General features: G+C 37.0%; 21 protein-coding genes. 6 read left to right on the top strand and 15 right to left on the bottom strand.

Translation table 11 applies throughout. The annotated features are described in order from the left end of the window. Entirely contained in the window at positions 1-567 is a 567-nt protein-coding gene (rsmD, locus tag NV349_RS04475) for a 16S rRNA (guanine(966)-N(2))-methyltransferase RsmD (RefSeq protein WP_271912480.1), read from the bottom strand. 72 nt (positions 568-639) lie between these two features. Beyond that, the gene (locus NV349_RS04470) at positions 640-2061 is read right to left on the bottom strand and encodes a hypothetical protein (RefSeq protein ID WP_036125299.1); all 1422 of its coding nucleotides are present in this window, start codon (positions 2059-2061) and stop codon (positions 640-642) included. Positions 2062-2117: 56 nt separating this feature from the next. On the opposite strand from NV349_RS04470, the gene NV349_RS04465 reads away from it, so the two are divergent. Beyond that, positions 2118-2507, top strand: a complete 390-nt coding sequence (locus NV349_RS04465; protein WP_036125301.1) for a DUF7147 family protein — start codon at positions 2118-2120, stop codon at positions 2505-2507. A gap of 2 nt (positions 2508-2509) precedes the next feature. On the opposite strand, the gene NV349_RS04460 is transcribed toward NV349_RS04465, so the two are convergent. After that, complete coding sequence (locus tag NV349_RS04460; RefSeq protein WP_036125303.1) at positions 2510-2782, bottom strand: YlbG family protein; 273 nt, start codon at positions 2780-2782, stop codon at positions 2510-2512. Between the two features lie 327 nt (positions 2783-3109). On the opposite strand from NV349_RS04460, the gene NV349_RS04455 reads away from it, so the two are divergent. After that, positions 3110-4024, top strand: a complete 915-nt coding sequence (locus NV349_RS04455) for a glycerophosphodiester phosphodiesterase family protein (protein WP_036125304.1) — start codon at positions 3110-3112, stop codon at positions 4022-4024. A gap of 521 nt (positions 4025-4545) precedes the next feature. On the opposite strand, the gene NV349_RS04450 is transcribed toward NV349_RS04455, so the two are convergent. Beyond that, on the bottom strand, positions 4546-4992 hold the full coding sequence (locus tag NV349_RS04450) for a YlbF/YmcA family competence regulator (protein ID WP_036125306.1): 447 nt from the start codon (positions 4990-4992) through the stop codon (positions 4546-4548). Positions 4993-5082: 90 nt separating this feature from the next. Between NV349_RS04450 and NV349_RS04445 the strand changes: the two genes are divergently transcribed. After that, the gene (locus NV349_RS04445) at positions 5083-5580 is read left to right on the top strand and encodes a PaaI family thioesterase (protein ID WP_058843458.1); all 498 of its coding nucleotides are present in this window, start codon (positions 5083-5085) and stop codon (positions 5578-5580) included. Here the strand turns inward: NV349_RS04445 and NV349_RS04440 are convergent. Beyond that, positions 5561-7033 carry a UDP-N-acetylmuramoyl-L-alanyl-D-glutamate--2,6-diaminopimelate ligase gene (locus tag NV349_RS04440; protein ID WP_036125315.1) on the bottom strand — a complete coding sequence of 491 codons (1473 nt, stop codon included), beginning with the start codon at positions 7031-7033 and terminating at the stop codon, positions 5561-5563. The genes NV349_RS04445 and NV349_RS04440 overlap by 20 nt on opposite strands. Before the next feature lie 150 nt (positions 7034-7183). Beyond that, positions 7184-8371: a CAP domain-containing protein gene (locus tag NV349_RS04435; RefSeq protein ID WP_036125317.1), complete on the bottom strand. Its 1188-nt coding sequence runs from the start codon at positions 8369-8371 to the stop codon at positions 7184-7186. A gap of 147 nt (positions 8372-8518) precedes the next feature. On the opposite strand from NV349_RS04435, the gene NV349_RS04430 reads away from it, so the two are divergent. Together NV349_RS04430 and ytvI are read left to right on the top strand one after the other, a co-directional pair. Then, positions 8519-8920 (top strand): YugN family protein, encoded by a 402-nt coding sequence (locus NV349_RS04430; RefSeq protein WP_051891699.1) that lies wholly within the window; start codon positions 8519-8521, stop codon positions 8918-8920. Positions 8921-9067: 147 nt separating this feature from the next. Further along, a complete protein-coding gene (gene ytvI / locus NV349_RS04425; RefSeq protein ID WP_080717108.1) occupies positions 9068-10126 on the top strand; it encodes a sporulation integral membrane protein YtvI in 1059 nt (352 codons plus the stop codon). 18 nt (positions 10127-10144) lie between these two features. Here ytvI and NV349_RS04420 read toward each other — a convergent pair whose 3' ends face one another. From NV349_RS04420 to cyoE, 7 genes are all read right to left on the bottom strand, one after another. Beyond that, on the bottom strand, positions 10145-10606 hold the full coding sequence (locus NV349_RS04420) for a DUF420 domain-containing protein (protein ID WP_036125319.1): 462 nt from the start codon (positions 10604-10606) through the stop codon (positions 10145-10147). Positions 10607-10646: 40 nt separating this feature from the next. Beyond that, positions 10647-11570, bottom strand: coding sequence for a cytochrome c oxidase assembly factor CtaG (gene ctaG / locus NV349_RS04415; protein ID WP_036125321.1), 924 nt, complete (start codon positions 11568-11570; stop codon positions 10647-10649). Between the two features lie 181 nt (positions 11571-11751). Next, complete coding sequence (locus NV349_RS04410) at positions 11752-12096, bottom strand: cytochrome C oxidase subunit IV family protein (protein ID WP_036125323.1); 345 nt, start codon at positions 12094-12096, stop codon at positions 11752-11754. After that, complete coding sequence (locus NV349_RS04405) at positions 12096-12722, bottom strand: cytochrome c oxidase subunit 3 (RefSeq protein ID WP_036125326.1); 627 nt, start codon at positions 12720-12722, stop codon at positions 12096-12098. The genes NV349_RS04410 and NV349_RS04405 overlap by 1 nt, the downstream gene beginning before the upstream one ends. Then, on the bottom strand, positions 12722-14605 hold the full coding sequence (gene ctaD / locus NV349_RS04400) for a cytochrome c oxidase subunit I (protein ID WP_036125328.1): 1884 nt from the start codon (positions 14603-14605) through the stop codon (positions 12722-12724). The genes NV349_RS04405 and ctaD overlap by 1 nt, the downstream gene beginning before the upstream one ends. A gap of 40 nt (positions 14606-14645) precedes the next feature. Continuing rightward, a complete protein-coding gene (gene coxB / locus NV349_RS04395; protein ID WP_036125330.1) occupies positions 14646-15734 on the bottom strand; it encodes a cytochrome c oxidase subunit II in 1089 nt (362 codons plus the stop codon). Positions 15735-15833: 99 nt separating this feature from the next. Then, positions 15834-16751, bottom strand: a complete 918-nt coding sequence (cyoE, locus tag NV349_RS04390) for a heme o synthase (protein ID WP_036125331.1) — start codon at positions 16749-16751, stop codon at positions 15834-15836. 336 nt (positions 16752-17087) lie between these two features. Here cyoE and NV349_RS04385 point away from each other — a divergent pair, with 336 nt between their 5' ends. Further along, the gene (locus NV349_RS04385; protein WP_058843455.1) at positions 17088-18011 is read left to right on the top strand and encodes a COX15/CtaA family protein; all 924 of its coding nucleotides are present in this window, start codon (positions 17088-17090) and stop codon (positions 18009-18011) included. A 54-nt stretch (positions 18012-18065) separates the two neighbouring features. Here the strand turns inward: NV349_RS04385 and NV349_RS04380 are convergent, their stop codons facing one another. Continuing rightward, positions 18066-18254, bottom strand: a complete 189-nt coding sequence (locus tag NV349_RS04380; RefSeq protein WP_036125343.1) for a hypothetical protein — start codon at positions 18252-18254, stop codon at positions 18066-18068. Next, entirely contained in the window at positions 18247-18867 is a 621-nt protein-coding gene (locus tag NV349_RS04375) for a TetR/AcrR family transcriptional regulator (RefSeq protein WP_036125348.1), read from the bottom strand. Before NV349_RS04375 ends, NV349_RS04380 begins: the two co-directional genes overlap by 8 nt. Between the last annotated feature and the right edge of the window lie 19 nt (positions 18868-18886).

Raw genomic sequence — 18886 nt, 5'->3', positions numbered from 1 at the left:
TTATTCTCCCTCTTCCTCTGTACAGCGATAAACAGAAATAATTGTTCCGCCATATGATTCTTGTCTTGTTAACACAAACTCACCAAAATTTCGAGGCAATTGTACCTCTTTCGCATGTTCACATAATATAATACCATCTCGTTGAACTTTATCATTGTCCACAAGAATCTGAACTAAATCATAGTATTCCTGTTGATGGTAAGGTGGATCTAAAAAGACATATTTAAACGTAAGATCACGTTTTAACAGCGCTTTCACAGCACGCTTTGCATCAATACGAAAAAGCTCTGTATCTTCTTCATAACGACATTTTTTTATATTTTCTTGTAGCACTTGGAATGCTTTTGCATCTTTTTCAATAAAGATTGCTTGCTCTGCCCCACGACTTAGTGATTCAATGCCCAAGCCACCGCTTCCTGCAAACAGGTCAAGCGCGATTCCTCCATCAAAAAACGGACCTATAATATTAAAAATCGATTCCTTCACTTTGTCCGTTGTAGGTCTTGTCGTATTTCCAGCTATTGCTTTTAGCGGCATTCCTTTGCGCTCTCCTGCTACAACTCTCATAACAGCATATCACCGTACTTTCATCCATATAAAGTATTTTTGCAGCGAAAGGATGACCCTCCGCTGCAAAAGTTATTGTTGTTCTTGTGTTAATACTTGAATTCGCTCGTCCTTCTTTTGTAGTTCAACTAGGAATAAACGTTGCAACCAAGCTTCTTCCACATAATAATGATCAGCAATTTTAATAATTGGCTCTGAAATTGTTGCATATCTCCGCTGATTAAATACATAGAAACCAGGCTCTTTCGGGAATCGGAATGTGCGATGCTCGCTATTTACGTAATAGCCATTCTTCCCTTCCTCAGCCGAATAGCCAAGATAAGGCAATAACGTATCTGCCGTATACAACACTTGACCCTCATATAGAATAACATGAACGTCTTCTTTTAATACATCATCCACATACACATCACGAGCATCCTCAAATAAGAGCGGATATGTTCCATCTTTCTGAGCTGCGTTTAATGTAAAATAAGATGTTTTCGCATCTAACGCTTGTGATAAATACTTGTCCAATGTATCAGGCGAAAGCGGTTCTTCCCCAAGGTTTTTCAGCTTTTCCTGCCAAGCTTGCTGTTGACTATCTGTCATATAGTCATTTAATGTCTTAACCATTTTCTTTGTTTTGTCTCCACCAATTGAATCGTTTACTAAATAGGATGCCACAACTTCAGGCAACCATTCTGGAGAATCTACAAATTTAAATTGTGATTTGATTTGTGATAAAATCACTTCCTGCTCAACGGCTTGTGCAGTAAGTGTTGGTAAAAATAACAATCTTTCATCATGAGCTGTTACCGGACTTTTTTCTTGAATAATAGCAATATGCTCATCATTCAAAAACTGCAAGCTTTCTAATGATTTTAGGAAATCATTAGGAATTGACTGCTGTGCATAGATAGATAAAATCGGTGTTTGCTCTTGTACTTTAAGTTTACCTGCTTGCCAATAAAGATCTTGAACGGTACCGTTTCCTTTAAACATTGTGTAATTCACAAGAGACAGTTGTTGTTGCCCTACTAAAGGTAAACCTGTAATCCACTGTCCATTCACTTTACTATCTGTAGAAATATGAACAATTGAATACGATGCTTCACCATTTATTAGTGTAGCAAAAACATTTTGAAGGAGCATCTTATTTTTTAAGCCGCCCTCAATTGGAATTATGTATGACACAGATTGTGATTTCGTTTCCCCTTTGGCAAAATAAGAGACCTCATCTGATAAACGATCACAGCTATTTTCGCTCTCGATAAAACAACTAGGATTTGTCGCTTTTTCTGGCCATTTAATTTTCACCTTTTGATTTGGTAAATTTTTAAAATGCTGGCGAATATCTAAGCTATTTTCACGATAGACAATCTCTATTTCTTGAGAGTAATGAAAATCCCCTATGCCTGTTTCTAAATCAGATGAATAAGCATGATACTGGAAAAATATCGTTCCTGTAATAATTAGTGCTAAAATAGAAAAAAAGCTTAATGCAAATTTCATGTGCTTGACCTCCCGCAGCATGATACTATGAGTATTGGAAAGGATGTGCAATTATTATGCCACAACAATTTATAGAATTAGGAGAAGGCTATGGTGATGTTTACGAGTTACTCGAAATTATCAAAACAAATCAGGAACGCTTTCATCAAGCCTTTATACTAACATCTACAAAAGAAGATAAAAAGGTGATCTCATTAGCTGTAGCTCTCAAACCAGTTGGTGAAAGTAAGTTCATGCCTATCTATATTTGCCGAGAAGGCATCCCATATAATGAAGAACAACCTACAATGCGACAAAAAATGTTTGAAGCACAAATAGAACAACTCGATCGGAAAGCAGTTGTTGTAGAAATAAAGCACTCATCTATATTTTCGGAATCAAAACTATTTTATCAATACTTAATCGGTATATTAAGACTAAATAACTATATACCTGCATTGACGTAAGATTATAGACCTACTTTGTAGTCATATTCCTTTGCTTTATCTGGTTTTGCATTTTCATATTCAGTTTTCACAAATGGACGATAAGACTCCACAACGTCTTTCACAAATGGAAGGCGTTGTAGTTTTGTTGTCATCATATCAATGTCCTCACGATTACAGTAAAGCACTACGTATTTTTGCCTTCTTGAAATATAAAGAACATGACCATATTTCCGAAGAGATTTAGCATGTTTTAATTGATGGACGTAAACGATTAGCCCTTGTCGTTCGTTCATATTGGATTCCCTCATTTCTTACATAAAAGAATACCATAGACCGGAAAATGATAGCAACAGAGTTTAGCTGACAGAAAGCTCAATTTTCCGTTATAATGGAAAAGCATACTGCGAGAAACATCGTAGAGATATGAATTAGTTGTTTTCATGGAACATTTACGCCTCCGCGTAATAGCTCCGTATTTTTTTGCTTTTGCATATATCAGCATGAAAAAAGCATCATTCACTTCTACTAGCTATTAGTTTTAGTAGGTACTTTAATTATCAATACTGACAATGAATTCACCATTACTTTTTATATGAAGATAATTGTTAAGGAGGACGAATATGGGTAAGAAAACAAAAATTGCCCTTGCTATTGCTGCGGCAAGTGCAGCGGCTTGGGCAGGTAGTAAAGCTATTTCTAAACCACAGCAACGTGAAGGCAAACAAGCATTGCAATTTGATCGCCCCATCATTCTGGCGCATCGTGGCGGGGCTCTTTTAGCACCTGAGCATACAATGATCGCATTTGAAAAAGCAGCACAGTTAGGAGTCGATGGCTTTGAAATTGATATCCGTTTAACAAAAGACGAGGAAATCATTGTTTTCCATGATGATACAGTTGATCGTACAACGGATGGCTATGGTCTCATTGCCGATATGACCTTAGCAGAAATCAATGCCTTAAATCACGGCTATCAATTTGAAGATTTGGATGGCGCTTTTCCATATCGAGAGGAAAAAATTAATGTAGTGACATTACGAGAGCTACTTGAAACTTATCCAAATATGCTCATCAATATTGATATTAAAGATGCTCCAGATACTTATGAGGGAAGTTTGATGCCTTCTAAACTTTGGCGCTTAATCGAAGAGCTAGGCGCTGAACAGCGTGTCGTTGTGACAAGCTTCTATGGTGAGCAAATCGATCGTTTTAATTTATATGCCCAAAATCAAGTAGCACTTGGTGCCGGTGAATCAGATGTGAGAAAAGCATTTGCCTCCTTCTCAAGTCAATTTGGGCACTTATATCATCCGAAAGTTGATGTTTTCCAAATCCCACCTAAATCAGGCGTTATCGCATTAGATTCACCTAAATTTATTCAATTTTTGAATCATCTCAACATACCTGTCCACTATTGGACAATCAATGATATCGACACGATGAAAAAATTAATCCATAATGGCGCCAAGGGGATCATTACAGATCGCCCTGATATAGCTGCTGAATTATTACAGGAACAAGAGTCGTTATCATGATACGAACATAAAGGGGAAGGACACTAGTTACGTGCCTTCCCTTCATTTGAATGTTCTACCTATATAATGAGCAGATATGGGCTTGTCTAATCTGATGGATTTCATGAGCAATAATATATTGAAGAATTACTGTATTCGTTTTCTTCCCCAGAAACCGTTACTAACTCGTCATGGTTCCCACGATAGCTCCTTAAAAATGGGCCAACTCCCTGTCTTAAATCTGAGGAAAGCCTCTAAATCTTAATAATCCTCAAATCGAGTATCCAATCCTTTTGACCTTGCATACCACGGATCCAACTAGACTATAATATAAAAGGATATTTGTAAGGCCATCCAATAAAGCTACTTGATTTAGAACCTTTTTAGCAGCCTAAACAACTTTTTTCCTATCCTGTCACCAGGGATGACAGCCATTCAAGTATGTTTCCTCCTATCAATTGAAAAAAGACTGTAAACAACCTCCTGTGAATACTTGGAGTTGTCTACAGTCTAGAAGAGATGTGTAACATACACATCGTATTTTATGCTGAGCAAGAGCATGAGCCGCCCGAGCCACATCCTCCTCCGCAAGATGAACCAGATGCAAAGAATGGGTTACTAACAGGAACTTTTACAGCTTCAGAGACTGTTTTACCTATTAATAGGCTAATCTCATCGAGTAAATCCTGAAAATCGTTTTCAGCAATTTTTAAAGCTGAAACTTTTTCATTCAAGTCAAGTGCCCTTTTCTGTTGGCGAATTGACTTCATGATTGTATGGTAGTCTGGATGATATTTTCCGAAACGTTGTACATCTTCGTACTGCTCTTTCATGCGATTAAATGCGTAAATAGCTTCTACAATTTGTGCATCACTATAGACTGCATCATACGCTTGCTGTAGCGCAATCGCAGGTTCTGAGGAAAGAATCATCTCACAAAGCGCTTCGGTCTCATCCAAAATGAGTACCCAGTCAGAGGTCATCATCATTTTTAATTCCCCCAATCTCTTTCCCATCATAACAGATTTTATGGTAATTTTACATTATTGATACTTTTAATGAAAGAGGTTTGCCAATTAATGACAACATCTAAAGGACAGATAGAACAATTACTAGCTGAAATTTTACAAGAAAGTACTGAGGAAGATGAAGAAGTTTTATTACATCTTTTAAATGGGCTAAGAGAGAAGCAGCAAGGCATTCATCGTCGTTATCTTAATGCTGCCCTACATATGGCAGGTAAATTTGAGCCTGAAATTAGTGAGGTTCGTATCCCTATTACACCAGTTATTCATAATACAATTAAGGTGCCTCATGGTGGCATTATTGCAACAATTGCCGATGCAGCTATGGGCGGACTTGCTTCACGCTCTGTACCAGAGGGATATAATGTGGTTACAACGAATATGAATCTATCGTATATTGCCACAACAACGAATAAAGAATTGATTGCGCGCGGTCGTTTTGTTCATAAAGGACGTCAAACACTCGTCATGGAATGTGATATCGAAGATGAGACAGGTCGCAAGCTGGCTATTGCTACAGGATCTTTCTTTATTATTCAGCGTCGTCTGTAATGAGACTGGCAAAATAATCTTTGATGCATTGTTGATCGGAAAAAGGCAATTTTTGATTTTTAATTTGCTGTGTTTGTTCATGCCCTTTTCCGGCCACAAGGACAATATCGCCCTTTTTCGCCTTTGCTAACGCTTGATGGATAGCAAGCTTCCGATCTAAGTAAATTTCATAATATTGTTGCTCTGTAAAGCCTGCAATAATGCTTTCATTTATCACGATTGGATCTTCATCTCGTGGATTATCTGTTGTTAAATAAATAACGTCCGCGTATTTACTTGCTACCGCTCCCATGGCGAAGCGCTTCGCCTTATCACGATTTCCACCACAACTAAAAACAAGGTAAATTGTTTTGGAACGATTAAAGGTTTGTAAAACGGCTTGTAAGGCTTCTGCTGTATGCGCATAATCTACATAAACCTCTATACCCAAAGGATTATCAATCTTCTCAAGTCGTCCTTCTGGTAGTTTTAAGGACCACATATGACCAACTAGATCTTCCATCGGGACACCTAGGCGCCATATAGCCATTAAGGCAGCAATAGTATTTTGTACATGATATTTTCCGACAAAAGGAATTTCCACAATATGCTCACTCGCTGTTGTTTGTAAGCAAAGTACGGTTTTTCCAACTGTTTCACTGACAATTTGAATATGTAGATCATTGTGATTATCAAAGCCAAATGAACAGGATTTTTTCTTATCATAAATCCCTACAGAACGACAAAAGTTATCATCTCCATTTAATACTAACTTTTTGGATAAATCGGCTAATCTTTTTTTTGCACGTTTATATGCTTCTAAACCACCATGATCTTCTAAATGGTCTTCTGATAGATTTAAAAATACACCACAGTCAATATCGCAATGGTCGAGTCTATGCTGCTGTAAGCCCATTGAAGAAGCTTCTAGCACAACATGTGTAACCCCTTTTCGTACACATTGCTTTAATATCGGATGCAATTCTTTGGCCTGCAATGTTGTTAGTTGCTCGTAAGCCGTTTGTTGTTTCTCGCCATTGATGAAAAAGCCAACCGTTCCAATAACTGCTGCTTTTTTATGTAAGGCATTTAGAAGCTGACTAACAAAATGGCTCACCGTGGTCTTTCCATTTGTACCGGTAATGGCAATAACCGTTAAAGCCTCTGCTGGAAAAGCAGCAAGCTTCGCACTCGCATACGATAAAAATAATGCTGTATTCGGAACCCACACAAAAGGAATTTCTTTATCCATAATCGGCAAAGAAATACTTTCTTCCGAAACAATGGCAGCAGCCCCCCGTGCCAACGCTTCTTTAACAAAACGACTTCCTGATGTTTTTTTGCCCTTTCGTACAATAAAAATGTCGCCGGGTTGTACGGCCTGTGCATAATCTTCTACGCCTGTAATTTCTGTTCGAATGGATCCTCCTGTCACACTACATGGCCAATCTTTTAATAACTCAGCTAGTTGCAAGCCTCATTCCCCCTTTCCGTTCTCTATCATATGACGGCGTTTGTAACGGTGTGACGAAAAATGTAGAAGCCCACAGTGAAAGTACTACCTTATAAAAAAATAAAGACAAGCTCGGCTATTCGAGCTTGTCTTCAAACTGATATTCTGTTGTTAGGATGAGGAGGATTGCTCTGTATTCTCTACAGGGTCCTCACTATCTGGTTCTTTATTTCTCTGTTCTTCGTTATCCTGTTCTTCAATATCTTGTTTTTTTCTATCTTGCTCTTCACTATCCATCGTCTGTGCAGTAGGCTCTATATAGATTTGCGTATAATAATCTACGAAAGCACCGGAACCAACGCGTGTATATCGATCATCCAATAACACCTTCCTATGTTCAGGCGAATTTGTCCAACCATGCATAGCTTCTATCGCATCAAAATAAGCAGTGGCAAGATTTTCATTCGCTGCACTATAGTCGATGTCATGTGCCTGTAATCTCTTTTTTAAATCTCCATTAGTTGGAGACTCATGTGATAAGAAATTTTGCACCTTCATATCTTCACTATGCATTTTTGCAGCTTCTTCTAATGATTCATCCATTGCTAAAGGTGGTAATTCATGATGTACCCTCGTAACATTTAAGAGATCATCAAGCTGTTTGGCGCTAGCTACATCGATTTCTTGCTGCAAAAATGAAGACGGTGGCGTACGTCTCACTAGTTCACCTTGATAACTCATTTCATATGGTTGATGAAGGACAAGTGTTTCACTGTCTGTATAACGTATTCCCTGTAGCTCACTTGTCTCCCTATCTATATAAAGCTGTGCATAAAGGCCATCAAATTTGACAAGCAACCTTGTTTGCATATCTTCTTCACTCATCGAGAAAATGAAAATATTTTCTCCCACAGTGGCCGCTACCTCATAATCAATAATCGTCATACGGTATATTTCATCGCGTTTTTGTCCAACTTTAAAAGGAAATGCATCGATTTCTTGTCCAGCTATGTAAACTTGCGTTACAATATTATTTTCAACACCAATCATAAAAAACGTAGCAACATCTTTATTGTAGACCCACCATTGATAGCCAAATGAAGACGGTTCTTTTCTCGTTGGTTCCCCATATTGCTCTAAAACGGTTTGAATGCCTTTTCCTACCAAAGTTGATATGCCTGTTTGAGGTCGTGTCATTGCTCCTACAGCAGACTGTTGCTTTAGTTGTGTTTGAGGGATTATATTAGAATTGGTATTTGGTCCTTCTAACGGCTCATTTTCCTGCGGGGTATTGAAAAACATAAAGCCAATTAATGCAATTGCGCCACAAACCATTAAAATGCGGAATAAAGCTTTCATACAGGACTCCTTTTCATCACCATTATTGTAAGTTATTATATCAATTGTAATTGGGTTGACACAATGTTGTCATTGCAACAATGTCGAATATGCTCTATTATAAAAATGAGCGTATACTTTGTACGAGAACCTAAAGGAGGACTATACATGTATTTTGAAAATACTAACCTTGAAAATTTAACAGCTGATCAAGAACTAATTGTCAGCATTATGAAAAAGCATGGTTTAGAATGTGATGGCGGTTGGGATTACGAACGTATGACATTCGATAAACGTTTCGATACTCGTGAAGGTCGCTATTACCTACGCGTATTCGCATATGCCATTTCTGGTGATGTAGGTGCACACGATGCCATCCTTACGTTAATGAAACCAGCCCTAGGTAAATACTATTACCCACATGGTGTTGAATATGGGGATGATGAAGTTTACCCAGCACATCTTGTAACAAAATGTGAAGAAATCTTAAAAAAGGTTAAATTAGAATTAGATCAATTCTCAATTGAGCCAACAAATAAAAATAACTTCGAACCTGTTAACGCACGCTAATCTTTATTAAACTAAAGTGACAGCAAGTATAGCGTAAGTAGCTTCATTTTATGAAAAGACTGGTGGTCCAGTCTTTTTTTATTTTGAGTAAAAAAATTTTTTCTCCTCATACTACCTATATCTATTACATGGATGTAGGTGAGAAAAATGTTATCTTTTTTTAATCGTCCTTTTTTTCGGCATCCCATAATCGTCATAGCGATTGGGCTTCTGCTTCTCTGGTTCATTTCTATATCGTTACCAATCCTCCTTGCCTACTTAACCGCGTTACTTTTAGAACCGATTATTGTTCGAATGTGCAAACGGTTTCGAAAAAAACGTAAAATAGTTGTTTTCATCTTTTTTTTATTTTTTCTCAGTATCTCTTTATTATTATGTACACTTATACTCTATATAAGCTGGAAACAATTTTCTTCTTTTATCATCGATATTCCTGAGTACCTTAATCAACTATCGGCCTTATGGATTCAAATGCAATCCAAGCTCAGTAACTACACCTATCATTTACCTGTAGAACTCGTTTTACAAATTCAATTCATGATTGAAAATGCTTTAGCCTCTATAGAAAAATTCGCCATATCCTTAACAAATGTGAATGTATTGTCTACTTTACTAACATATATCCCCTCCCTTTTATTTGATGTTTTTGTTTATTGGATTGTCTTGTATATGTTGCTCTTAGATTTGCCAGCCATTAATCGGAAATTATTAATGCCCTTTCCTTTTCACTATCATCAAAAAATCATTTTTATTGGGCAGCGCGTTAAACTAGCCTTATTCGGCTTTTTAAAAGCACAATTGCTTGTTGGTGCTAGTATCTTTGCGATATCCTTCGCAGCATTTTATTATTTAAAAACGCCATTTCCCATACTGTTAGCTTTATCACTCGTTGTATTAGATTTTATCCCTTTTCTCGATTCATTTATCCTTTTAGTCCCATGGGCCATTTATCAAGTATTTGCAGGCGACTATATATATGCTGTCGTTCTAACGTTACTAAATGTGGGGCAATTTCTAGTCCGCAGAATGATTGAACCAAAAATTATTGGTGATAAAATTGGCCTTTCCTCCTTAAATACCTTCATTGCCATGTTTATCGGCTTTAAAATATTTGGTTTTCTTGGGATATTAATAGGCCCTTTACTTGTTGTAGTGATACTTTCTATATTTCAACCAACTACAAAAAATCTCCCACCTTTACAATAATAAAGAGGGAGATTTTTTTTAAAACCCTAAAATGGCTTTAATAACGGATGTTGTTTCACCTGGTTCAAATAAAATATATAGCAATAAATAAACAAGTACACCAGTGATGGCAACAAAGAACCAAATAATACTTGTGATTGGTCCAATACGTCTGTGTAACTTAATATTTGTTTTCAAACCCGAAATAATGCTAACGATACCAAACACGGCTCCAGATGTCGCCAAAATAATATGGAAAATCAAAAAGAACGTATAATATGGTTTTAAATGTTCTCCACCGCCAAAAGCCGTATTTCCAATAAAGATTGTACGGGATGCATAGATAATAAAGAATATAAGTGCCGCAACACCTGCAGCAAGCATTACTTTCTTATGCCCCTCTACATTTCTTTTTATAATTAAGCCCCATCCTATCGCTACTAGTACAGCACTAATGACGATAAACGATGTACTAATAGTAGGCAAAATTTGCAATTCCATTGTCAAAACCCCTTATACAAAGTAAATTTCTATATTACAATTAATGTTGCTGTTGACTTTCCCATTTTTTTTGGTGTGCAGCTAATGCATCAGCCGTAATTTTATCTGGATCTTTTTGTTCAGAACGATACCATCTCGTAAAGATTGTCCCAATTAATACACCAAAAATAAGCTCTTGTAAGATTTTCATTAATACGCCACCTAATTGCTGGTCTGCAACAGGTTTCATGTCTGTAAACAGCTCTGGTCCTGATAATGATAAGCCTGATAATGTAGAGGCTGGTACACACAGCTCCATTGCTTTTAACCAGGCATCACCATTTGTATATGTCTCATACATTGCATTAGGAGCAAAAATGATTAATCCACAAGCAGGTGTAATTAACACAGCATTTGCAATAATATAGGCTAATTTATGCAAAGGCTTCATTTTAGCACTATTAGGCATATTTTGAATTAAAGGCCAGTACATAAAAATAGCTGAAAGAAATAATACAAATGTATAGGTACCATGTAATGTTTCATTTAATTTAATGTAATCTAATACTGAAGGCAAATGATAGAAGGAAAATAGACCAATAAACACAAAGACTGCAACAACTGGTAATGTCAGTACTTTAAACAACGTTCTAACAACCGGTGCTTCAATCGCAACTTTCCAAACCCACCAAGGGATTCCTTTAATTAAGAAAATCGGAACAAGCAATAATAAGATCGCCATTTGAACCATATGCATGGTAAACATAATGTGAGCCATTAAATCAACTGGAGAACCTTTAATGATATAAATAGTAATCATGGCTAACACGAAATAAATGGCTTCTCCCTTTTTCAGAGGTTCACTTACTTTAAAATCATTACGCCACTTTACTGTGACTAAAAAATAGATAATCGTTATAAAAACAAGAACTCCTATTAAATAGGGACTCCACAATGCTTGGAAACCAAATATACTAAGTGGCATATAGAACGCACTCCTTTAAACTTCAGTACTCCTATTATAAAACGCTTACAGCTATACTGCAATGAACGAAAGGTGAACAAATGTTAAGTTTAACAGTGTTTGTCTCTTTTTGAAACCTTCACAACTTTAAAACATAAGAAAAAGCACGTTCGTACAATTAACGAACGTGCTCTTTTGGTGATTACCACCAAATGATTGTTAAAAATGCTAAGAAGAATGTAAATGCGATTAACATCCCCATCCACATGAAGAAGCCAATAACACCACCAAAGTGTGTTTTTTTGTCCTCTAAGTGCATGAAAGAATAAAGCTGAAGTACAACTTGAACACCAGCCAATAATAATACGAATGGCATGATTAAGTATTTAGAAAAATCAGCTGCAACTACTGCGAATGCGATAAACGTAAAGAAAATCATGATCGCAAAGTTGATTACTTGTTTACGCATATGAACGGCATTATGATGACGATCATACTCATACTGTGCCTGTGACTTAGCAACTATAGGTGTATCGTGTGAAGACATTATCCGATCACTCCCATCAAGTAAACTACTGTAAAGATAAATACCCAAACAACGTCAATAAAGTGCCAATATAAAGCAGCTACGAAAAATTTAGGTGCATTGTACAAGTTTAAACCACGTTTCGCATTACGGATCATTAAAGTTGCAATCCATACAAGTCCTAAAGTTACGTGGAAACCGTGTGTACCAACTAAAGAATAGAACGCAGTTGCGAATGCAGATTGGTTAAATGTAAAACCAAGGTGCACATAGTGTTGGAATTCATAGATTTCAAGTGCTAAGAATCCAAGACCTAAAGCTAAAGTAATGGCTAACCAAGTTTGCATCCCTTTAAAGTTAAAGTTACGCATATGGTAAATTGCATAAACAGAAGTTAGTGATGATGTTAATAATAACATCGTCATAGCAAATGCTAATGGTAATTCAAATAAACCTTGAGTTGTGAACTCCATGCCAGCTGGCCCTTTGTTCTTAAGCGCTAAATAAGTAGCGAATAAACTTGCGAAAAGTACAACTTCACAGGCAAGGAAAATCCAGAAACCAACGACTTTATTTTTACCTTCCATCGTAGCTTGTTCAGGATGATCTGGCCAAGTATGAGGAGTAAATTTAGTATTGAAATCCATTATTTATTTCCTCCTTTGCCGTAAAGATGTTCTTCAATTTCAAGAATTTCTTCTTTGTGTAAGTGGAAACCATGATCGTCTTTAACTGAACGAACAATCATCGCCCCAAATGTAATAGCTAAACCAATGATTAATACATAGATAGACCATGGTTTATCTGCATCTGGATTGTAAAGTGCACCGAATGCTGCAATAAACATACCTAATGAAATAACGAATGGAATCGCTGAGTTATTTGGCATATGAATATCACCGATTGGCTCAGCAAATGTCACTTCTTTATTACCTTCTTGTTTTTCAATCCACCATGGATCTAAACCACGTACAAGTGGCGTTTGACGGAAGTTGTAGAATGGAATTGGTTGTGGAATTGACCATTCTAAAGTACGTCCATCGCCCCATGGGTCGCGACCTGCTGGCTTGCCTTTAATAGACATTAAACAGTTGATTACCATTAAGATAACCCCTACACCCATCATTAATGCACCGATTGTAGAGATATAGTTGAACTGATCCCAACCTTGACCTTCCATGTAAGTGAATACACGACGTGGCATACCCATTAAACCTAAGAAGTGTTGAACGAAGAACGTTAAATGGAATCCAATAAAGAATACCCAGAAAGTAATTTTACCAAGCGTTTCGTTTAACATACGGTTGAAGAAAATTGGCCAGTAGAAGTGCGCTGAACCAAATAATGCTGTAACGATACCACCAACGATTACGTAGTGGAAGTGAGCAACGATAAAGTAAGAATCGTGTAATTGATAGTCAAGAGGTGCAGATGCTTGCATTACCCCTGTAACACCACCCGCAACGAATGACGGGATGAAACCAAGTGCATAAAGCATTGGTGTTGTAACTTTAATAGATCCGCCCCAAATAGTTAAGATCCAGTTGAATACTTTCATACCTGTTGGAACCGCGATTGCCATTGTTGCAACAGCGAAGATTGCGTTTGCTGTTGGCCCAAGACCAACTGTAAACATATGGTGAGCCCAAACCATGAACCCTAGGAAACCAATTAAAATTGTTGCGAATACCATTGAAGAGTATCCGAATAAACGTTTACGAGAGAACGCTGGAATAATCTCAGAGAATAAACCGAACGCCGGTAATACTAAGATATAAACCTCTGGGTGTCCGAAGATCCAGAATAAGTGCTCCCAAATTACTGTGTTACCACCCATTGTATGGTCAAAGAAGTTACCACCGAACATACGGTCGAATAACATCATTAATAAACCAATTGTTAATGGAGGGAATGCGAATAAAATTAATGCACTTGATACAAGAGCTGTCCATGTGAATAATGGCATACGCATGAATGTCATACCAGGAGCACGCATTGTAATGATCGTAACGATGAAGTTAAGACCTGAAATTAATGTACCTGCCCCTGAAATTTGTAAACCAAGAACATAGAAGTCAATACCATGTCCTGGAGAATATAAAGATAATGATGCATAAGAAGTCCAGCCCGCATCAGGAGCGCCACCCATAAAGAATGACAGGTGAAGGAATACAGCACCTAGGAAGAATAACCAGAACCCTAAAGAGTTAAGGAACGGGAATGCAACGTCACGCGCACCAATTTGTAATGGTACAAGCATGTTCATAAATGCGAATAGTAATGGAGTAGCAGCTAGGAATAACATTGTTGTTCCGTGCATTGTTAATAATTCATTGAAAAAACCAGCTGACACGAAATCGTTATTTGGTTTCATTAACTGAATACGCATTAATAACGCTTCAAAACCAGCGATAGCGAAGAACAATGTGCCGGCTAATAAATACATGACTGCTAACTTTTTATGGTCAACAGTAGTAATGTAATCCCAGACAGTTGCTCCAAAGCCCTTTTTCTGTGTGTATGAGCTCACAACTTTTACCTCCCTCAAAATTTGTTACATAGAACGAAATTTATTTTTCAACTGATAAGCTCATGATATAAGTTGCAAGAGCTTCAATTTCTTCATCAGATAAATCACCGTAAATAGGCGCAGTGCCTTCAGCGTTCATCATTAAGTTACCTGGTTTAAATTCTTCTGGGTTTTTAATCCAAGCTTTTAAGTTTTCTTCATTGTGTTCTAAGAAACCAGCAACACGGTTACGGTCACCAAACGTAGTTAAGTTTGGACCTGGTGTACCGCCTGCTCCTGAACCTGAGATAGCGTGACAGCCTAAGCAGCTGTTAGCAAAAGTTGCTTCACCAAGATCTGTTGAAGCTTTGTCAGCAATTTGTCCTTCTGTTGCTTTCATTGCATCAACCCATGCGTCAAATGCATCTGGGCTTAATGCTTTTACTTTAAAGTCCATTAATGCATGTGAAGGTCCACATAATTCAGCACATTTTCCATAAAATACGCCATCTTTAAGATCTTTAGATTCTTTATCAAATACTAAGTAGAATTTGTTTAAGTTTTCTACGTTTGTATCCATTTTACCGCCTACAGCAGGAATCCAGAATGAGTGCTTAACATCGGCAGCTTTTAAATTAAAGTAAACCTTTTCACCTGTTGGTACTACTAGCTCTTGAGCCGTTACGATACCTTGGTTAGGGTATTCGAATTCCCACCAGTATAATTTTGCTGTTACATTGATCGTTAGGGCAGTTTTATTCCCTTCTTCATCTACCTCATCCATTGCAGCAACATCTGCAAATTTATAAGTAGTTGTAACAACTGGTACAGCGATAATTAATAATAAAATAATCGGTATAACTGTCCAAATCACTTCTAATGTGTGACTACCCTCTACTTGCTTAGGGATAACATTTTCACCAACGCGTGAACGACGGTATTTTAGGAATGCAAGTAAATAAATAACGGATACGATTACTACTACTAGCGTCATAATTATAGTAGTTAACAGTAATAAATTTAATTGTTGTTTACCTACTTCTCCAGATGGTTTTAGTGTAGAAAGATAATCTTCACCACAACCTGAAAGGAAAACCATCATCACTGCTAGAAGTGAAAAAAGACGCCATTTTTTAAGCCCTTTCATCATGCTTAATTAAACCCCTCTTTCTTTGTTGTATTTTCATGTGTTCCTAGGACATTAGTTCTGTCTATATGAATTCTTAAAAAAAAGAAAGAATTCCTAACTTTAGCTAAACAGCGCAAATATTATGATGGCTACAAATAGTATGGTCATATGATTCAACGAATAAATAAACATTTTATTTGCCCACTTCATATCATCTTTTGTTGTAAAGCCTTTCAGAGCTAGTATTAACCAACCCAAATTCAATGCAGTGGCAAGAGTTAAAAAGCCAATTCCAAGCTCTGGTAAAAGGAAAGGTAACGGTAATAATAAAAGAATCCAGAATAACATTGAGTACTTTGTACGTTTAAATCCCTTTACTACAGGTAGCATTGGTATTTTAGCTGCACGATATTCCTCCGTACGTTTCATAGCAAGCGCATAGAAATGTGGTGGCTGCCATGCAAACATAATAAGAAATAAGGCAAGTGCTCCTAGACCTAAAGCAGGTTCAACCGCTGCAAATCCAATAACTGGAGGTATAGCCCCTGAAATACTTCCTACAACCGTGTTACTAACATGCTTCCTCTTTGACCACATTGAATACAGAACGACATAAGCAAATATTCCTGCTAGTCCCCACATGCCGGCTGCAAACGATGCCGCAAATAACAAAATTTCACCTACAATTAAAAATGAGAGGGCAATGGTCAATACAAAATTCGGCTTGAATCTGCCAGTCACTGTCGGTCTTGCTTTTGTTCTTTTCATGATAGGATCAATATCCTGATCAATGAAGTTATTCATTGCACCTGAGCCACCAATGATTAATGCCGCACCCAGCATGGTGTAGAATATAACATCAAGCTCTTGCAAGAAATGTCTACTAGTAAACTGAAAAGCCAGCCACATCCCTGTAAACGTTGTGACAAGATTCGAGTTAACGATGCCAATTTTTATTAGTGCTAAGAAATCTTTTACAACAGATGTTGTTTCTGGGCCAGTATTTCTAGTAGCCGCCAGTGTACGACCGTTTGACATAATACCTCTCCTTTCATTTTTGTAAGCATATTCCGCTAACAATAACTATAGCGAAATTTGCGATTGATTTCTAGACATTAAGTGAAATTTAGATGAAGTTGTAAAAATTAGTTTTGTCTAGAAATATAAATAAAAACAACATATCTATAGTAAAACATTTTCTAAAATGAATTGTGAAGGTTAAAGCACGAAATTATGAACAATTTGTGAAATGGATTCGACATCTATTACTCCCTTCTCTTTACAAGTTGTTTTTTATACGTATTTTCGATATTATCTAGTAGCAGAAACATTACGCTCTTGTAATGTTGATAGATAAAGTAGGTGACTCATTTTATGCAACACAACAGGTATTTAAAGTGGTTTGCTGTTGCCGCTACAGTAGGGATGCTCCTTATATTACTAGGTGGGGCTCTCGTTACCAAAACAGATAGTGGCTTAGGCTGTGGTCGAAACTGGCCTGATTGTAATGGATCTCTTATTCCAAAGGAGATTACACCAGAAGTCCTGATTGAATTTTCACATCGTCTTGTAACTGGAGTCGTATCTATTTCAATTCTTGTGTTAACCATTTGGACATGGCGTAAACTCGGACATATTCGTGAAGTAAAGCTATTAGGTTTCTTAGCGATGTTTTTCTTAATCGCGCAAGCTCTTATTGGAGCAGCTCAAGTATTATGGGGACAAGGTGATTTCATCCTTGCACTTCATTTTGGAATTTCTCTTATTTCCTTTGCTGCGGTTCTTCTTCTTTCTATGATTGTATTTGAGGTCGATCGAAAATTTGATGCCGATAACGTATTTATTGGTAAAAAGTTACGTTGGCATACAATTGCTGTCACAATTTATTCTTATTTAGTTGTTTATACAGGGGCGTTGGTTCGTCATACAGATTCGAGCTTAATTTGTCCTGACTGGCCATTTTGCTATAATGAAACACCTTTCGCACTACCGAATAACATGTACGAGTGGGTGCAAATGGGACATCGACTAGCTGTTCTTATTATTTTCATTTGGATTGCATACATAACTTGGCACGCTGTGAAAGAATATAAAAATCAACGTGTTATTTACTATGGATGGGTTATTGCCTTTACTATAGTAGTTTTACAAGTGGTTGCTGGTATGTTAGTAGTCCTCACTAGACTGAATTTAACAGTCGCTTTACTGCATTCATTATTCATTTCCCTTTTATTCGGTCTATTATGCTACATGATCATGTTAGTTGCTCGTAGTAATTATAATGAAAAAAAGAAATAGGCTATCAAAAAAGATTCGCCACCTATTATGTGACGAATCTTTTTTCTATGATTCTTATTTTTGTTTCTTCAAGGTCTCCGTTCCTATAATTCCTACAATTAAAATAATCATAGATACTAGCGCATAGTCTTTAAAAAATGTTGTAAAAGGAATATCGAAATATCGACAAATAACCGTTACAAGACGACCTCCTAATAGAATTAAACCAATGACAAACATCCAATTAAATAGTGCTTTAAGCATTTTTATGTCCCTCTACTTTCATTGCTGTCCACATAATCTTAATTACTTCTTGACTATATTCCTCTGCCTCAACCGAAATCGGTCCCCCTATTAGCATATATTCACCAATAGCACCTTGAATCACTTTTGCCATCACCTGGACAGAGTCAACAGTAAATGTCCCCTGTTCTTTACCATCCTCTAATATTTTACATAAAGCCTTCAATAAAGGATCTTCACCATCATCCGAAATTTTATAATAAGGAACATCCTCAGCTGTACGAGCATTGAATATAATTTCTAATAATGCCGCATTCTCCTTCGGATGTGTCGCTTGATAAGCAATACTTGCCTCTATGAAATTTGCCAATTGTGTAGCTGGATCATCGGCAGCATATGTTTTTGTCAAAATAAATGTTGCGGATTGTTCAAGTAACGCTTGCAGGCTTTGGTCGATCAAATCTTGACGATCTGCAAAATGGTATGAAATTAATGCTGTACTGATAGTAGCCCGTTTAGCAATTTGTGCTAAACTTGCCTTGATATAACCAATATCATCTAGCGTCGTTATAGTTGCTGCAATAATTTGTTGCTTTCTAGCTTCCTGAATAAACGTGTTTTTATGGCTATCCATAGATCCTCCTTCTGATTAA

Origin of the sequence: Lysinibacillus sp. OF-1, from assembly GCF_028356935.1 — a bacterium.
Taxonomy (GTDB): Bacteria; Bacillota; Bacilli; order Bacillales_A; family Planococcaceae; genus Lysinibacillus; species Lysinibacillus fusiformis_D.
This window is presented reverse-complemented; position numbering and strand designations above follow the sequence as displayed.

What these genes read in the sequence shown, in the direction of transcription:
- rsmD (WP_271912480.1), bottom strand. Translation starts at nt 567, where the DNA reads ATGAGAGTTGTAGCAGGAGAGCGCAAAGGAATGCCGCTAAAAGCAATA.
- NV349_RS04470 (WP_036125299.1), bottom strand. Translation starts at nt 2,061, where the DNA reads ATGAAATTTGCATTAAGCTTTTTTTCTATTTTAGCACTAATTATTACA.
- NV349_RS04465 (WP_036125301.1), top strand. Translation starts at nt 2,118, where the DNA reads ATGCCACAACAATTTATAGAATTAGGAGAAGGCTATGGTGATGTTTAC.
- NV349_RS04460 (WP_036125303.1), bottom strand. Translation starts at nt 2,782, where the DNA reads ATGAACGAACGACAAGGGCTAATCGTTTACGTCCATCAATTAAAACAT.
- NV349_RS04455 (WP_036125304.1), top strand. Translation starts at nt 3,110, where the DNA reads ATGGGTAAGAAAACAAAAATTGCCCTTGCTATTGCTGCGGCAAGTGCA.
- NV349_RS04450 (WP_036125306.1), bottom strand. Translation starts at nt 4,992, where the DNA reads ATGATGATGACCTCTGACTGGGTACTCATTTTGGATGAGACCGAAGCG.
- NV349_RS04445 (WP_058843458.1), top strand. Translation starts at nt 5,083, where the DNA reads ATGACAACATCTAAAGGACAGATAGAACAATTACTAGCTGAAATTTTA.
- NV349_RS04435 (WP_036125317.1), bottom strand. Translation starts at nt 8,371, where the DNA reads ATGAAAGCTTTATTCCGCATTTTAATGGTTTGTGGCGCAATTGCATTA.
- NV349_RS04430 (WP_051891699.1), top strand. Translation starts at nt 8,519, where the DNA reads ATGTATTTTGAAAATACTAACCTTGAAAATTTAACAGCTGATCAAGAA.
- ytvI (WP_080717108.1), top strand. Translation starts at nt 9,068, where the DNA reads ATGTTATCTTTTTTTAATCGTCCTTTTTTTCGGCATCCCATAATCGTC.
- NV349_RS04420 (WP_036125319.1), bottom strand. Translation starts at nt 10,606, where the DNA reads ATGGAATTGCAAATTTTGCCTACTATTAGTACATCGTTTATCGTCATT.
- ctaG (WP_036125321.1), bottom strand. Translation starts at nt 11,570, where the DNA reads ATGCCACTTAGTATATTTGGTTTCCAAGCATTGTGGAGTCCCTATTTA.
- NV349_RS04410 (WP_036125323.1), bottom strand. Translation starts at nt 12,096, where the DNA reads ATGTCTTCACACGATACACCTATAGTTGCTAAGTCACAGGCACAGTAT.
- NV349_RS04405 (WP_036125326.1), bottom strand. Translation starts at nt 12,722, where the DNA reads ATGGATTTCAATACTAAATTTACTCCTCATACTTGGCCAGATCATCCT.
- coxB (WP_036125330.1), bottom strand. Translation starts at nt 15,734, where the DNA reads ATGATGAAAGGGCTTAAAAAATGGCGTCTTTTTTCACTTCTAGCAGTG.
- cyoE (WP_036125331.1), bottom strand. Translation starts at nt 16,751, where the DNA reads ATGTCAAACGGTCGTACACTGGCGGCTACTAGAAATACTGGCCCAGAA.
- NV349_RS04385 (WP_058843455.1), top strand. Translation starts at nt 17,088, where the DNA reads ATGCAACACAACAGGTATTTAAAGTGGTTTGCTGTTGCCGCTACAGTA.
- NV349_RS04380 (WP_036125343.1), bottom strand. Translation starts at nt 18,254, where the DNA reads ATGCTTAAAGCACTATTTAATTGGATGTTTGTCATTGGTTTAATTCTA.
- NV349_RS04375 (WP_036125348.1), bottom strand. Translation starts at nt 18,867, where the DNA reads ATGGATAGCCATAAAAACACGTTTATTCAGGAAGCTAGAAAGCAACAA.